The sequence below is a fragment of the Shewanella sp. VK101 genome, from assembly GCF_056497865.1.
Window position 1 is genome coordinate 3232888 of sequence record NZ_CM151402.1, and the last position, 16227, is coordinate 3249114.

General features: G+C 53.4%; 18 protein-coding genes. All 18 read right to left on the minus strand.

Annotation, left to right across the window (positions count from 1 at the left end):
* Positions 1-6: 6 nt before the first annotated feature.
* Entirely contained in the window at positions 7-744 is a 738-nt protein-coding gene (locus ACSHSR_RS14350; RefSeq protein ID WP_025011075.1) for a protein phosphatase CheZ, read from the minus strand.
* A 13-nt stretch (positions 745-757) separates the two neighbouring features.
* Positions 758-1141, minus strand: a complete 384-nt coding sequence (gene cheY, locus ACSHSR_RS14355; RefSeq protein WP_025011074.1) for a chemotaxis response regulator CheY — start codon at positions 1139-1141, stop codon at positions 758-760.
* Between the two features lie 47 nt (positions 1142-1188).
* On the minus strand, positions 1189-1908 hold the full coding sequence (locus ACSHSR_RS14360; protein WP_025011073.1) for an RNA polymerase sigma factor FliA: 720 nt from the start codon (positions 1906-1908) through the stop codon (positions 1189-1191).
* Complete coding sequence (locus ACSHSR_RS14365; protein WP_025011072.1) at positions 1901-2782, minus strand: MinD/ParA family protein; 882 nt, start codon at positions 2780-2782, stop codon at positions 1901-1903. The genes ACSHSR_RS14360 and ACSHSR_RS14365 overlap by 8 nt, the downstream gene beginning before the upstream one ends.
* Positions 2783-2786: 4 nt before the next feature.
* Positions 2787-4163, minus strand: a complete 1377-nt coding sequence (flhF, locus tag ACSHSR_RS14370) for a flagellar biosynthesis GTPase FlhF (RefSeq protein WP_044734084.1) — start codon at positions 4161-4163, stop codon at positions 2787-2789.
* 6 nt (positions 4164-4169) lie between these two features.
* A complete protein-coding gene (gene flhA, locus ACSHSR_RS14375; RefSeq protein ID WP_028779136.1) occupies positions 4170-6275 on the minus strand; it encodes a flagellar biosynthesis protein FlhA in 2106 nt (701 codons plus the stop codon).
* 62 nt (positions 6276-6337) lie between these two features.
* Positions 6338-7474: a flagellar biosynthesis protein FlhB gene (flhB, locus tag ACSHSR_RS14380; RefSeq protein WP_025011071.1), complete on the minus strand. Its 1137-nt coding sequence runs from the start codon at positions 7472-7474 to the stop codon at positions 6338-6340.
* Positions 7474-8271 (minus strand): flagellar biosynthetic protein FliR, encoded by a 798-nt coding sequence (fliR, locus tag ACSHSR_RS14385; protein ID WP_025011070.1) that lies wholly within the window; start codon positions 8269-8271, stop codon positions 7474-7476. The genes flhB and fliR overlap by 1 nt, the downstream gene beginning before the upstream one ends.
* 3 nt (positions 8272-8274) lie before the next feature.
* On the minus strand, positions 8275-8544 hold the full coding sequence (gene fliQ, locus ACSHSR_RS14390) for a flagellar biosynthesis protein FliQ (RefSeq protein ID WP_025887440.1): 270 nt from the start codon (positions 8542-8544) through the stop codon (positions 8275-8277).
* A 9-nt stretch (positions 8545-8553) separates the two neighbouring features.
* Positions 8554-9264, minus strand: a complete 711-nt coding sequence (gene fliP, locus ACSHSR_RS14395; protein ID WP_234506375.1) for a flagellar type III secretion system pore protein FliP — start codon at positions 9262-9264, stop codon at positions 8554-8556.
* Between the two features lie 29 nt (positions 9265-9293).
* A complete protein-coding gene (gene fliO / locus ACSHSR_RS14400) occupies positions 9294-9653 on the minus strand; it encodes a flagellar biosynthetic protein FliO (RefSeq protein ID WP_025011068.1) in 360 nt (119 codons plus the stop codon).
* A 10-nt stretch (positions 9654-9663) separates the two neighbouring features.
* Positions 9664-10044, minus strand: coding sequence for a flagellar motor switch protein FliN (gene fliN, locus ACSHSR_RS14405; RefSeq protein WP_025011067.1), 381 nt, complete (start codon positions 10042-10044; stop codon positions 9664-9666).
* 11 nt (positions 10045-10055) lie between these two features.
* Positions 10056-11084: a flagellar motor switch protein FliM gene (fliM, locus tag ACSHSR_RS14410; RefSeq protein ID WP_025011066.1), complete on the minus strand. Its 1029-nt coding sequence runs from the start codon at positions 11082-11084 to the stop codon at positions 10056-10058.
* Positions 11085-11110: 26 nt separating this feature from the next.
* The gene (fliL, locus tag ACSHSR_RS14415; RefSeq protein ID WP_025011065.1) at positions 11111-11635 is read right to left on the minus strand and encodes a flagellar basal body-associated protein FliL; all 525 of its coding nucleotides are present in this window, start codon (positions 11633-11635) and stop codon (positions 11111-11113) included.
* A gap of 65 nt (positions 11636-11700) precedes the next feature.
* On the minus strand, positions 11701-13224 hold the full coding sequence (locus ACSHSR_RS14420) for a flagellar hook-length control protein FliK (protein WP_345843800.1): 1524 nt from the start codon (positions 13222-13224) through the stop codon (positions 11701-11703).
* A 142-nt stretch (positions 13225-13366) separates the two neighbouring features.
* Entirely contained in the window at positions 13367-13816 is a 450-nt protein-coding gene (gene fliJ / locus ACSHSR_RS14425) for a flagellar export protein FliJ (protein ID WP_096141437.1), read from the minus strand.
* Between the two features lie 122 nt (positions 13817-13938).
* Positions 13939-15279, minus strand: coding sequence for a flagellar protein export ATPase FliI (fliI, locus tag ACSHSR_RS14430; RefSeq protein ID WP_144224032.1), 1341 nt, complete (start codon positions 15277-15279; stop codon positions 13939-13941).
* Entirely contained in the window at positions 15248-16222 is a 975-nt protein-coding gene (gene fliH, locus ACSHSR_RS14435) for a flagellar assembly protein FliH (RefSeq protein ID WP_345843798.1), read from the minus strand. Before fliH ends, fliI begins: the two co-directional genes overlap by 32 nt.
* Between the last annotated feature and the right edge of the window lie 5 nt (positions 16223-16227).

Sequence of the window (16227 nt, forward strand, 5' to 3'; positions counted from 1 at the left end):
CTCCTATTAGAAACCCAGACTCGAAAGCAGATCATCTACTTCATCCTGACCGTTCACCACGTCTTCGCGTTGCTCTGCGTTCAGGATAGGCCCTTCTGCCTCTATGCTCTTCTCTTCCTTGCCGCGAATTTCATCCAGCGGCTGCTCACCGAATACTGTCAGCATAGAAACCAAGCTGTTTTCGACTTCCCGAACCAGTTCTATGACCCGGCGAATCATCTGTCCGGTCAAGTCCTGAAAATCCTGGGCCATCAGAATCTGATTCAGCAATTCCCGCAAGCGACAGGCATCGGCTTCGCTCTGCTGCATAAAGTGCTGTACGTCATGACACAAGCTCTTGAATTCATGCAAGGCCAGATCGCGGCGCATCAACTTGTCCCAGGCGGGCTTAACATTTTGCAGGTTGGTACTCAGAGCATCCGACAGCGGCAGACATTCCTCAACCGCGTCCATGGTCTTGTTGGCGGCTTGCTCTGTCATATCTATGACATAAGTCAGTCGTTCTTTGGCATCGGGAATATCAGTATTGGCAAGCTCAATAAGCCGGCTATCCACTTGAAAATCCACCAAGGCGCTATGCAACTGGCGGGTCAACTTGCCAACTTCATCAAACAGATCCCGTTGCAGGGGAGCCGCCAGTTCCCGAAGTAATTCATCGGCCTTTTCCTGCTCGCCCTGACTGAGCAAGGCCACTAATTCCTGCGCCTGCTCCAGTGTCACCAGCCCGGATGTCTCTGCTTTCATCGCATCACCCCACTCAACCGAGCCGTTCGAAGATCTTATCCAACTTCTCTTTCAGCGTAGCGGCAGTAAAAGGTTTAACGACATAACCATTCACACCGGCCTGAGCAGCCGCGATGATCTGTTCGCGTTTTGCTTCGGCTGTCACCATCAATACAGGGATATGCTTGAGGTGCTCATCGGCTCGAATCGCCTTGAGCAGGTCAATCCCCTGCATACCTGGCATGTTCCAGTCGGTTACGACGAAATCAAAATCGCCCTTTTGCAACATAGGCAGGGCTGTTGAACCGTCGTCTGCTTCCTGGGTGTTGTTGAACCCCAGGTCTCGCAACAAGTTCTTAATGATCCGTCTCATCGTTGAAAAGTCATCAACGATAAGAATCTTCATATTCTTGTCCAAGGTTTCCTCCGGTGAGCTGACATACTTAAAAGTTGCTCAATCATTAATTACGCTTGTGTCCAGTGCTTGAGTTTGGCTTTCAGCCTCAGCATGGCCTGACTATGGATCTGGCTCACCCGGGACTCACTTACCTCAAGAATGGCACCAATCTCTTTTAAATTCAGTGCTTCATCATAATATAGCGACAAAACCAAGGCATCGCGCTCTGGCAAGCGCTTAATTGCATCGGTCAAGGCTGATTGGAATTGGCTTTGGGCCAGATCCTCAAAAGTGTCGTCGGCCGGCATATCTTCCGACACCAGTACATCGGGCGCTACCCCCAGGTCTTCTATCCCTATGATTTTGCCGGTAGAAACATCATTGAGAATATGATGGTATTCATCCAGCGACATATCCAGTCGCTCGGCAATTTCACTATCACGGGCATCCCGGCCCAGCTCCTGTTCGAGCTCATCCATCACCTGAGCTACACGTCGGTTGTTGCGATGAACCGAGCGTGGCACCCAGTCGCCACGGCGTATTTCATCTATCATGGCACCACGTATACGGATCCCGGCAAAGGTTTCAAACTTGGCACCTTTGCTGCCATCAAATTTGGATGAAGCTTCCAGCAGTCCCATCATGCCGGCCTGCAGCAGGTCATCGAGCTGAACCGATGCAGGCAGACGCGCGAGCAGGTGATGGGCTATTCGTTTTACCAACGGTGCATATTGCTCAACGATCTGTGTCTTATCGTTTAAACCTGAGTATGCAGCCGCTTTATTCACTCGCACCTTCCTCCTGGTATTCAGTTCTTTGTACCAAACGTTCGACAAAGAACTCGAGGTGGCCTCCCGGTTGCTGAGGTATAGGCCAGCTCATAATCTTGTTGGCCAGCCCATGGTAGGCGATGCTGGCCGGAGATTTGGGATAAGCTTCCACTATCAGTTTCTGCTTTCGCACCGACTTGCGCAGGTTCTCATCGAACGGAATAGTTGCTACAAGTTCCAGTGCCACATCCAAAAATCTGTCGGTTACTTTACTGAGCTTAGCAAATAACTCCATACCTTCCCGCAAACTACGTACCATATTTGCGACAATTTTGAAGCGGAACACACCATGCTCACGACTGAGTATCTTAATCAGTGCATAAGCATCGGTAATTGAGGTGGGTTCATCACAGACAACCACGAGTACATCCTGTGATGCACGAGAGAAGCTGAGTACCATATCTGAGATCCCGGCGGCCGTATCGACTACCAAAATATCAAACTGGGTTTTCATTTCGCTGAAGGCGCGGATAAGACCGGCGTGTTGGGCCGCAGTCAACTCGACCATGGCCTGGGTGCCAGAGGTGGCGGGAATAATGCCAATTCCTTTTGGGCCACGAACAATAATATCATCGAGTTCAGACTCACCCGAGAGCACATGGGATAAGTTACGTTCGGCGCGCAGCCCGAGCATCACATCCACGTTGGCCAACCCAAGGTCAGCATCCAATACCAGGACGCGTTTGCCTTTCTCTGCCAGAGCAACCGCAGTATTGATGGAGACGCTGGTTTTACCCACCCCACCCTTGCCTCCGGTCACGGCAATCACTTTTACTTTTTCGTTATTTGGTTGATTCATCATTCGTAAACCGCTCGCTTGGTCCCGGGTCATAGCTTTACTCAAATGCATAGGTCATCTCTTCTGACCTGGCTTTATTATTAAAATGGCTTGCTTCTGTCTTGTTCAATACGGCCAATGCCTGCTTGGCCAAGGTCAGGGTATCGGCTACCTGCATATCCTCAGGAACCCTTTGACCGTCAGTAATATAACTTAATGATAACCCACTTTGGATCAACACGCTCAGCGCGGCGCCCAAAGAGACGGACTCATCAAGTTTAGTTAAAACCGCCCCTGCGAGATCAATTCGCTGGAAATGACTTACCGCCTCTTCAAGCACCCGGCGTTGACCGGTTGCCGAGAGCACCAGATAGCTACGAATAGGCAAACGGGTATTGGCGGCAAGGTTATCCAGTTGTTGGTACAGGCGCATATCCCTTTGTCCCATACCTGCGGTATCTATCAAAACCAGTTTCCGGCTACGGAACTGATACAGTATCTGCTCCAACTCATTGAGATCATGAGCTTGCTTCACCGGACATCCCATTATTTTGCCATAAGTTGCCAATTGCTCAAAGGCTCCGATGCGATAATGGTCCATGGTGACCAACAATACAGAATCCGGGCCATGATGGGCAATGAAACGGGCCGCAAGTTTGGCCAATGTTGTGGTTTTACCAACACCGGTAGGACCGACCAACGCGACAATGCCGCCCTGGCGCATTAAATCATCACCTTGATTATCAAGCAGGTTTGCCAGACTTTGCGGCAAGGCGCGGCCAAGTTCAGCGCTTTGATAGTGCTGGCTTAAAGATGCCAGGCGCTCGGCAACATCAGGGGAGAACTCGGCTTCCAGTAATTTACGCTTCAACATGGCACCGACAGGATCTGTACGGCTACGCTGATCCGACATCAAACTGGAAAGCTGATGGGTCAACAAACCACGCAAGGAAGCCAGCTCTTCACGCATGGCTTCCATCTCTTGCTGTTGCTTGGCGCTGTTGCCCTTGCTTGCCCGCTCAGGCGTTTTTTCACGCAGCTGTGGCGCTGGCTTGTGCTCTTCAGCAAGCCCTTTGGCCCAAGCAGGCATATCCAAATCTTTGGCACTGTTTTGCTGCCCCAGTTGTTCATTCAAACGGCTCTGCTGCCGCTCAAGCAAAGCTTGCAGAGAATCGGCAACAGGTTCCGGATTGGTCTTACTATTGCTGCGCACATGACCACTGCCGAGGGAGACTTTGTCCTCACCCAGCTCCATAAAAGGCGATGCGGTTGGCGCCGCAGCAGGCTTGGGAGAGTCGTAATCAACCGCCGCCACTATCTCTATGCCGCCGGTAACCTTCTTGTTGGACATGATTACGGCATCTGCCCCCAGAGTCTCTTTCACCTGAGCCAGCGCAGCACGCATATCTTTGGCAAAAAAACGTTTAATCTTCACTTTCGGTTACCCCTGTTGGCCAACGGCTGACACTATGCGTATCTGTTTCTCATCGGGCACCTCCTGATAGGAGATCACCCGCAGATTGGGAATAGTGTGCTTAACAAAACGTGACAGAGTAGAACGCAGCATGCCGGATGTCAGCAATATGGCGGGCTGACCTACCATTTCCTGCTTCTGGGCCGCTCCGGCCAGTGACTGCTGCATACGCTCTGCCAGTCCCGGCTCGATATTCGGACCTTCGCCCCCTGTCGCCTGCATTGACTGATGCAACATCTGTTCCAACTCTGGCGCCAAAGTTATGACGGGGATTTCCGGTTCAGGACCGGCTATCTCCTGCACTATCATGCGTTTAAGGGCAATACGTACCGCGGCGGTCAACACCTCGGTATCATTGCTCTTGGGACCGTACTCCAGCAGGGTTTGGACTATGGTGCGCAGATCGCGGATCGATACCCCTTCGTTGAGCAGGTTCTGCATCACCTTAACCACATTACCCAGGGTCATCACATCGGGAATAAAGCCATCGACCAACTTGGGCGAATGCTTGGCCAGCATATCCAGCAACTGTTGCACTTCTTCGTAGCCCAGCAGTTTGGAGGCGTTGTTGGTCAGAAGTTGACTGAGATGAGTGGCCACCACTGTGGCGGCATCCACAACCGTGTAGCCCAGAGTCTGGGCGTGCTCTCTGAGCTCGGGGGCAATCCATACCGCATCCAGACCAAAGGCGGGATCTTTGGTTTCTATGCCATCCAGCTTACCGAATACCTGTCCCGGGTTAATCGCCAGTTCGCAATCGTGACGTACTTCGGCTTCACCACTTGCCACCCCCATCAAAGAGATGCGATAGGCATTGGGAGAAAGGTCGAGGTTGTCGCGGATATGTACCGCCGGCACCAGGAAACCCAGTTCCTGAGACAGCTTCTTGCGCACCCCTTTGATACGGCCGAGAAGCTCGCCGCCCTGACCTTTATCCACCAAAGGAATAAGGCGATAACCCACCTCCAAGCCAATGGTGTCCACATGACGTACATCGTCCCAACTGAGTTCTTTGGGTTCGTTGAGGCTCTTCTCGGTGGGCCCTTTCTTGGCGAGCTCCAGCGCTTGCTGTTTGTTCTTTTCATTACGTTTGTAGATAAAGAAGGCGCCCACTGAGGCCAGCAAGGCAAAGGTTAAAAACGCCAGATGAGGCATGCCGGGCACTATACCCATCACAAAGAGTACCGCAGAAGCGATGAGCAATGATTTGGGGTTGTCAAACATCTGCTGCACGACCTGCTGTCCCATATCGCCGGACTCATTTTGACGGGTCACCATCAGCGCGGCAGCGATGGACAACAACAGCCCGGGTATCTGCGCTACCAGGCCATCACCTATGGTCAGCAGGGTGTAAATCTCTACCGCTTGGGAAAAGCTCAGTCCGTGCTGAACTATCCCTATGATGAAACCACCCAAGATGTTGATCACCAAGATCAAAATACCGGCAATCGCATCCCCTTTCACAAACTTGGAGGCACCGTCCATAGAGCCGTAGAAGTCGGCCTCACGGGTGACTTCTTCGCGGCGTACCCTGGCCTGCTCCTGATTGAGGATACCGGCATTGAGGTCGGCATCAATCGCCATCTGTTTGCCCGGCATGGCGTCCAAGGTAAAGCGGGCACTCACTTCCGAAATACGCCCGGCACCTTTGGTTACCACGGCAAAGTTGATGATAATCAGAATGAGGAACACCACCAGACCTACGGCATAGTTACCGCCGATCACCACTGAGCCGAAGGCCTCAATCACTTTACCGGCAGCATCACCGCCGTTATGACCTTCGAGCAATACCACCCGGGTAGAAGCGACGTTAAGTGCCAGTCTGAGCAGAGTGGCTACCAGCAAAACGGTCGGGAAAGCAGCAAAATCCAGTGGCCTTTGGGTGTAAACAGCCACCAGCAGCACCACCAGCGCCAGGGCGATATTGAAGGAAAACAGGATATCCAGCAGAAAGGCCGGCATAGGCAAAACTATCATGGCCAGCGTCGCCAGGACCAGAAGCGGCGTGCCTACGCCCTTGAAGTTTGCCGGTTTTACTTGCCTCAGTTGCCCGAGCGTCGCTTTAACATCCATTCACTATCAGCCTGAAGTTTGACACTTAGACCAAGTTCAGCAAGTTTCGCGCCAAGTTAGCTTCAATACTGCTTGTATTCATCCGGGATGGGTTGATTGAGAGGGATAGGTTTGGGCCGAGTGCCCTTGCCTTTTTGGTATTGCCTGAGCTGGAACACATAGGCGAGCACTTGGGCTACAGCGGTGAACAGGCCTTCGGGGATCTGCTGATTGAGCTTGGTAGTATGGTAAATCGCCCGCGCCAGAGGCGGCGCCGACACTATGGCAACCTGGTGCTCTCTGGCAATTTCACGAATTTTAAAGGCCACATCGTCGACGCCCTTGGCAAGCACAAAGGGCGCAGGTGACTTGTCGACATCGTACTTTATCGCTACCGCGAAGTGCTCGGGGTTAACCACTATCACATCGGCCTTGGGCACTTCACTCATCATTCGCCGCTGGGCCATCTCCCTTTGCAACTGGCGAATACGGCCTTTGACCTCTGGCTTTCCTTCGGTGTCCTTGTACTCGTCTTTGACTTCCTGCTTGGTCATCCGCAATTGCTTGGCGTGGTTCCAAATTTGAAACGGCACGTCAATGACCACTATCACCAGGGTGGACGCACTCAGTAGAATAAACATCCATACCAAGAGATCCAATGCATGGCGTATATTGCCCGGCAGGTGATCCTGCGACAATCTGAGAATATCTTCAAAGTAGAAGCTCAGCAGCAGATAGGCTGACAGTGCCACAACGGAAAACTTGGCGATCCCCTTGGCCAGCTCCACCAGCGCCTGTACCCCGAACATCCTTTTAAAGCCGGTCATAGGGTTCATCTTACTGCCCTTGGGCATAAATGCCTGGGTCGAAAAACTGATACCGCCAAGAACAATATTACCGACAAAGGCCACGAAACCGAGAAACAGAATAAAACCGGCCATAGGCCAACCCAGCTCGGCGGCAACTATACCCCAGACATTGAACATGCTGTTGGTATCGAATATCTGATCCCGTTCCATGGAGAAGATACGGCTCATGACAGAGGCCAGACTGGCGGCCAGACTTGGCCCCAGCATGGCAAAACCCAGGGCTGCGGCCAACAATACCGCCGAGGTGCCCAACTCTTTTGACCTTGCAACCTGCCCCTTCTCTCTGGCCTGTTGCAAGCGCCTGGAGGTTGCCTCCTCGCTTTTTTCCTGCCCGTCTTCGTTCTCTGCCATCAGGGGACTCCATCCAGATTACAGGTCAGCTCCAGCATGTCACACAGCAACAGCTGCGCCGCATGCCAAACCTCATCGAAGTGAGCCATCACAGGCCCCAGTGTCAACCAAAGAATAATCAGGCCACCTATCATGGTAACGGGAAAACCTATGGCAAAAATGTTCAGCTGGGGTGCCGCCCGGGTCATCACCCCGAAAGAGAGGTTAACGGTAAGCAGTGCGATAATGGCCGAGATAGACATGGTCAACGCGGCGCCGAACATATAACTGCCCCACTCAGCCAGGGTGCGATAGTTGGCAATTTTGATCCCTTCGCTGGATACCGGCAAGGTTTCAAAGCTTGCCACCAGCATACGTATCATTACCAGGTGGCCATCGACCGCCAGGAAGATCATGGTGGTCAGCAGCAAAAAGAAGTTACCTATCACAGGCGTTTGCTGCCCTGAGCTGGGATCCACCATGGAAGCAAAGCCCAAACTGGTTTGCATGCCGATTATCTGCCCGGTCAGCACAAAGGTTTGCATAATGAGCAAGGTAACAAACCCCATGGCGGTACCGATAAGAATCTGTTGAGTCGTAATAAATACTGCTGCGAGAGAGAAAAGATCCACTCCGGGCATGGGCGGCAAGACAGGCGCTATTGCCACAGTCAGGGCCAGCGCCAGCAACAAACGGACTCTGGCAGGCGTGGTATTGGCACCGAAAACCGCCATCACCATCAACATGCTGGCCACCCGAAACAATGGCCAGAGGTAGGCGGCCAGAGTTTGTTGAATGCTGTCGAACAGTATCTCCATGGCTCAGCCCACCACTTGCGGGATCCTGTGAACCATCTCGATAAAGAAATCCATCATGGTGCGCACCAGCCAATGACCGATAAACATCAGTGCAAACAGGGTCATCAAGAGCCTGGGCAGAAAACTCAGAGTCTGTTCGTTAATGGAGGTAGCCGCCTGAAACACTGCCACAATCAAGCCTATGATCAACCCGGGCACCACTATGGCCGAAACCATCATCACGATCACCGCCAGGGCTTCGCGGAAAATGTCGATCAGTGACTCGGGGGTCATCTGCGCCTCCTATAAACCGAAGCTGCCGGCGAGAGTGCCCATCACCAGGGTCCAGCCATCAACCAGTACAAACAGCATGATCTTGAACGGCAAGGAAACAATCATGGGGGATAACATCATCATACCCATGGCCATCAGAATACTGGCCACCACCAAATCCAGCACCAGAAAAGGCACAAACAGCATAAAACCTATCTGGAATGCGGTCTTGAGCTCACTGGTGATAAAGGCCGGGATCACCACTGTCATAGGAGCATCTTCAGGGTTGTTGATGTTCTGGTAGCCGGAGATCTCAATAAAGGAGTTGAGATCCGTGGTGCGGGTTTGTGACAACATAAACTTTTTCAGCGGCGATTGTCCGGCATCGAATGCCTGCTGCAAGGTCATGCTGTCATTCATGTACGGCTGCACCGCGTCATCATAGATGCGGTCAAACACAGGCGCCATGATAAAGAAGGTCATAAACAGGCTCATACCGATAAGAACCTGATTGGAAGGGGTTTGTTGCAGGCCTATAGCCTGCCGCAGGATAGACAAGACCACTATGATACGGGTGAAAGAGGTCAGCATGATCACCATGGCCGGCAGGAAACTCATGGCGGTCATCAGCAGCAGGATCTGCATGGTCACCGAATACTGAGTCGAGCCATCCGGCCCGGTAGTCACGGTTACCGCCGGAAACAGTGCATCCTGAGCCTGGGCAAAGCCCGGTAGCAGCATCAGAGGTAATAGCAGCAGTGGCCAATATTTCATGATGGTTTCACCCTGGCCTGCCTGAGCTTGGCGGCGAAGCTCTCATTGTCTATGGTCACCGGCCGCTCCAGCTTATCGACCAAGGAGACTTGCGCCGCGGTGACTCCCAGCAGGTATTGCTGCCCATCCAGTTCTACCAATACCAGCTTCTCTTTCTGCCCGAGCGGGGTAACTGCCAGCGTCTTGATAGCCGATTGGCTGCCCGGCACCAGATTGAGGCGTTTCACCAGATAAGCCAGCACAAAGATCAACGCCAGCACCAGAATAAGCCCGCCCATCATGCTGGCCATGGTCGCCAGGCTGCTGCCACCGTCGTGAGTCAAGGCGGTTGCCGCCTGGGTCGTCGTTTGAGTCATGGCCACCGGCTTATTTGAGTTTCTTGATACGTTCGGTCTGGCTTATCACATCTGTCAGACGAATACCGAACTTGTCGTTGACCACTACCACTTCGCCGTGGGCAATCAAGGTGCCATTGACCATCACATCCAGAGGTTCACCGGCGACTCTATCCAGCTCCACTACCGAGCCCTGGTTGAGCTGCAACAGATTGCGGATACTGATAAAACTGCGCCCCACCTCCATGGAGATAGTCACGGGGATATCCAAAATGGTATCCAGTTTGGCGGCTTCCTCTTCAGACAAGGGTTTGGCATCGCTCTTGAGCTCATCCAAATCAACCGCCTTGGCCTCCTCTTCAGCCTGCTCGGCCATGGCGGCAGCCCAATCGTCCATCTCTTCAGTACTCATTTTCTATCACCTTATATATCCGAGATATCCTTGGATTTACCCTTGCGGGTTACCAGCTGCAGTTCGGTCTTGACCGTTTCCGGACGCGGGATCTTGTCGCAGATCTTCAGCGCCAGATTTTCCCTTACCCGCCCCAGCTTACATCTGTAGGTAGGCAAGTCCTCAATCTTCATCACTATATGCTCAGGCAACTCAACCGGGATCACATCACCGGCCTTGAACTCCATTACTTCCCTGAGAGTCATCTCTTTTTCAAGCAGACGTGCATCCAGCCCCACTTCGACATCCATGATCTCGTCTTTCAGTGCCTGAGACCAGCGCATATCGGTATCTTGCTTGTCGCTTTGAACCCCGGCGTCCAGCAGTTCCCGGATGGGTTCAATCATAGAATAGGGCATGGTAATGTGAAAATCGCCACCGCCGCCGTCCACTTCAATATGGAAAGAATTGACCACCACCACTTCGGTCGGGCTGACAATGTTGGCCATCGCCGGGTTAACTTCTGAGTCCAGATAGTCGAATTCGACATCCATCACAGGCGCCCAGGCATCTTTGTAATCTTCAAAGATAATCTTCAGCAACAGCTGTACTATGCGCCGCTCTGTCGGGGTAAATTCCCGCCCTTCGATCTTGGCATGGAAGCGGCCATCGCCACCAAAGAAGTTATCCACCAGAATAAACACCAATCTGGCTTCCATGGTAATCAGCGCCGTCCCCTTGAGTGGACTGAAGCGCACCATATTCAAACTGGTTGGCACAAACAGAGTGTGCACATACTCACCAAACTTGAGCATTTGCACGCCGTTAATGGAGACTTCGGCTGCCCGGCGCATCATGTTGAACATACTGATCCGCAGGTGACGGGCAAAGCGCTCGTTGACAATTTCCAGGGTCGGCATCCGGCCACGGACGATACGATCCTGGGAAGAAAAGTCATAGGATTGGGCGTCGTGTCCCGACTCCTGGGCATCCTCTTCTTCGACGTCGTCCACGCCATGAAGCAGCGCATCAATTTCGTCTTGGCTTAATAAATCACTCACGATATTGCCTTCGCCTCTTGTCCCTGTTACTGCATCACAAAACCGGTGAACAGCACTTTCTCAACGACTTTACGGCCGGTAACCGGTTGCAGTGTGTTTTGTACATTGAGCAGCGCCAACTGTCTGAGCTCATCCTTGCCTGCCTGGCTGCTGAGCTTTTCAACATCGGCACCGCTGAAAGTGGTCAGCAGTGCATCTTCAATCAAGGGAATATGCTTCTTGAGAGTGACATCGTCATCACTGCCACGCACCATGAGCTGTACCTTTATCTCCACCAGCCTGGAGCGGTTAGCCCCCGGCAGATTGAACAGAAATGGTCTGGGCATGGCCACATAGAAGGCTTCCCTGCTGTTATTGGCCTGAGCTTCTTCGGTTACCTGCTCACCTTCGGCCGCATCGACCGCAGTGTCATCTGAACCGCCCAGGAAAAACCACAAGCCAGCACCGACCAGCAGCAACACCACCAAACCAATGCCGCCGAAGATAAAGAGTTTCTTTTTGCTTTTGGGCGCCGGCGCCTCTTGCAGCTCAAGCTCTTCTTGCTCTGCCATTCTCTACCCTTTCCCTTAATCAACCGCAATGCCCGCGGAAAATACCATCCCTATAGGTTACCTGCTCAGGCGTAATAATCTATACCCGAGCCATAACTTGTTGTGTGATTTGTGCTTTGTGCCGTTTCTTCGGCTGAAATTTCACCATTGGCACCCTCTTGGGCAAAACCACCGCCATTGCCACCTTGCTGCTCGCCTTGCTCCCGACCACCTTGAGAGATGTGGCTATCGGCCAGGTTCATTCCCTGCTCCTGCAGCATTTCTCTCAATCTGGGCATGGCCTGTTCCAGCATATCCCGGGTTTGTGGTTGGGTGACATGGAACTGCACCTGAGTCTGATCACCATGCACCTGAACCCTGACCATCATGGCTCCAAGCTCTGGTGGGTCGAGACGAATCTCAGCCTGCTGCACACCATTACTGACCATGGTAATCAACTGCTGCCGCATCACGGGGGCAAAACGCTGCACCATATCGGCGGTTTGCAGTGATTGCTCCATCCCCTGCCTCAAGGACAGTTGATATTGGGCCATCTCTCCCCTCTGGGGAGGCTGTAATCCCTGTTGATGCAGCTGTTGCTGGAATGGGCTGATATCTGTCTGGGTTGATGCAGCATCGCCCTTGAGCGCCTGATGTATGGCGTCACTCACGGGGCTTCGTACCTCGGCAACAGTCTGAGCACCTTTCACCTCAGCCTTGAGTAAGCTGGCGAGAACATCCTTGGCTGCAGCTTTGTCACTCTTGCCGTCAGCGCCAACAGACGTTGCCGCCGCGGCCACCGCAGCACCCAACTTACCGGCAGTATCTGTCTTGGCCTTATCGGCAATTGCGCTTTGCGCCAAGATCTTGTCACTCTTTTCCTCAGCGGCATTGAGCACAGCTTCACGAACCACAGCAGCCATACCATCCTGAGTCGCCGCCTTACGCGCTGACTTATCAGCATCCGGCCAACCCATTTGTTGCTCGGCTTCCTGAGACTTGGCCTTTTCCGCTGTTGCAGCCGCCTTGTCGAGAGCCAGCAAAGGAGCATCTATAGTTTCATCCTCTGCTTTACTATCGCCTTTGCTTGCCGCTTTATCATCAGTATCGGCCAGTTTGGCACTGTCTTCTTCACTCTCGTCGCCTTCGTCAGCGGCAATCACCTCTGCGCCTTCCAGACTATCTGTCACTACCATGCCAAGCTCGGCACTCCCCTGCTTGAGGTTTTCCAAGAGCTTCATCTGCTCTTCGGGAGACATGGCCTTGATCTCATCTTCTTTGAGCCCGGTGAGAGCGGCAATCTGTTTCAGCAGGCTCACCTCATCCACTTCGGTGACTATGGTGCCGTCTTCAGACGGCAATTTCTTGCCCATGGCTATTTGCCCCAGAATAAGCGAGACATCGACGGCCTGCTCAGCTTGGGCACCTTCTCTGATAAGACTGCCACCGGTAAATCCCGGCTTGGCGCCTTGCGAGTCGAACGAGAACTTAGCCTGCGCCTGTTGATAAGCGGCGAAAAAAGCTTCGTTATCAGTAGATTGTAGTGCATCTGTGGCGGAAACTCCCTTGCCGCCCGCATTGCCGATCAGGATATTGGATAACTGCTGCATGCCTTCCTCCAGCACCTAGGCCCTCAATAGATAAAGATAGGCCGAGTCAGAATTAATGTCTCTGTCTCAAACAAAGCAAAATTCACGCCAATAAAAATATAGAATGGATTCTCAAGGAATTGTCCGGGAATGGATGTCGGAATTAGTGTTTGAGCTTGCGACGGAAAAACTGCTGGGAAGCAAACTCATCGATGAGTTTCTGCTCCTGTTTGGCGGCTTTGGCTTCGGCCTGCAGGGCTTTTTTCTCCAACAACATCTCCACCGCCTTACGCTTTTGCTGCTTCTCCAGCCAATGTTGCTGTCTATAACCCCGCTGCTTATCGGCCTCGGCGACCACGGCAAGTTGTTGCCCTATGGCATCATCTACCTGACGCACAAATCGATGAAACTGCTGGTAATAGGAGGCGCCAATGCTCTGCCCCTGCTGGGCATCGAGTTGCTTCATATAGTCGAGACGGTATTCCTGCAGCGCCTGCAGCTGAGATTTACGCCTCTGGCATTCCATTTGCGCGGCTTTAAGCTGCAGCGCCGCCTGCTCTTCGGCTTCGACCGCCAGTTTCAACACTGTGTGCAAAGGATCGGGTTTCGCCATCTGTAGTATTATTCCTTAAAATTGCCTGCCTTACGGGCCTTAACCCGGCGCTCTATTGAGATCAGGCTCCCCTATTGTCACTGCATTTTTGTCGAGCACGCAAACTCCCGCACTGAATTGCATTACACCTTACATTGGGCAGCAAGCTGCCCCAACATTTGCTGGCAATCGCTGAAACTAATGGCATCGCGCATCCCCTGCCGCAAAAAGGCGTTCATGGCGGGTTGCAGGCGTATGGCGTTGTCGATACGCGGATCCGAGCCTTGGGAATAGGCACCAATGGAGATCAGATCCCGGTTTTGTTGATAGAGCGAATAAACCTGCTTGACGCGCCGCATCGCTTCCAGGTGCGCCTCGCTTATCACCATAGGTGCCACCCGACTGATCGAAGCTTCAATGTCTATCGCCGGATAATGCCCTGAGTCGGCCAAGGCCCGTGACAACACTATGTGACCGTCCAAAATGGCCCGCGAGGCATCGGCAATGGGATCTTGCTGATCGTCCCCTTCGGTAAGCACAGTATAGAAGGCAGTGATCGAGCCCTGACCTTCACCGCCATTACCGGCGCGCTCCACCAAACGGGGCAACTTGGCAAATACTGAAGGCGGATACCCCTTGGTTGCAGGCGGCTCACCGACCGCCAGGGCGATTTCCCGCTGTGCCTGGGCATAACGGGTCAGGCTATCCATCAACAGCAGGACGTCATAGCCGAGATCGCGAAAATACTCGGCTATCCGAGTCGAGGTTTCGCAGGCACGAAGGCGCATCAAAGGGGAGGTATCGGCCGGGGCAGCTATGACCACAGAGCGGGCCCGCCCCTCTGCGCCCAGAATCTCTTCGATAAACTCTTTCACCTCCCGGCCACGCTCCCCCACTAGGCCAACCACAATAATGTCGGCCGTGGTGCCACGGGTCATCATGCCAAGGAGCACACTCTTACCCACGCCGGAGCCGGCAAAGAGCCCCATACGTTGGCCCTTGCCCACGGTAAGCATGGCGTTGATGGCTCTGACGCCTACATCGAGCGGTTCGGTAATCGCCCGTCTGGCCAGGGGATTGATTGCCGGGCTATGGCGCGAGGCTTGTTCGTCTGTGTGCAGGGCGCCCATACCATCGAGTGGCTGGCCATTACCGTCCAGCACCCGACCAAGAAGACTCAAACCGACGCTGAGCCCGGTTTGCTCACCGAGCGGCATCACTTTGGCTCCGGGCAGCACGCCCCTGAGTTCTTCCACCGGCATCAGATACAATAGCTCATCGTCAAAACCTATCACCTCGGCAATAAGCTTACCCGCCATGGTATCTATGGCACAGAGACTGCCGACCGGCGCCCGGCAACCACTGGCTTCCAACGTCAGACCAACCACCCGCACCAACTGGCCGCTGGCAACCGCTTGAAACGGCGCCAGCTTTTCGGCCAAGTGTTTGAGTTCACTCAGCAGTTGGCTTCGGCGCTGCTGCATCATGAGTGTCTCCTTCGCTGGGCTGTTCGCCCTCTTGGCTTGCGGTCTCGGCCTTGTCGCTCACAGCGGCTGTTTGTTCATATGCAAGGGTTTGCTCCTGCTCGCTGTCCTGTGGCGGCGGGCTTGGCCTATCGTCTATTGCGGCCTGCTGCTGGGCGGCCTTTTTCGCCAACATGGATTGTTCGGCTTCAAGATTGGCAAACACCCCTTCCAAACGGGTTTCCAGGCGCATATCCACTTGCGAGCGTTGGCTATCCACCACACAATCACCACGATTGAGGCCGGGATCGGCTTCCAGTGTCCAGCGGTTACGTGTCAGTTGCTCTTCACCGTAGAGCTCGCTGACCAAAGCCATATCTTCCGGGTGCAAACGCAGATTCACTTTCTGCTCTTTGAGTGGCAGGGCATCTATCCCTTGCCTGAGCGCCGCCAGTATATGTTCCGGGTGGGTCTTCAGCTCATGGGCTATGAGGTTGCGCGCCAAAGTGTCGACCAAGGTCAGTAAAGATTCTTCTATCTGGGTATCCAGCAGCGCCAGCGGCGCCTCGAACTGAGCAAGCAAGGCGTCGAAACGCTCTATCATGACGGCGGCCTGTTGCAAGCCTTCTTCCCGGCCTTGCTCAAGTCCCTGGGCAAAACCTTCACTGTGGCCCTGCTCCAAGCCCTGAAGACGGCCTTCCTCCAGGCCTTTGGCCAGCCCTTGTTCCTTGCCTTCGGCAAAACCTTCCTGCTCGGCTTGCTCGCGGATAGATTCGATTTCAGCCAAAGTCGGTGGTGATACAGCCTCTTCGGCGGTCTTGGGCTCTATACGTCCAGGCTTATAGCCAAACAGATTACTCGGCTTAAGCGGCATGGCGTCACCCACATCGGGCAACTGCCAATTAACAAACTCGTCCGCTTCATCCGGCGGCAAAATGTTGTGGGACACCTTTTTGTCTGTCATTCAAA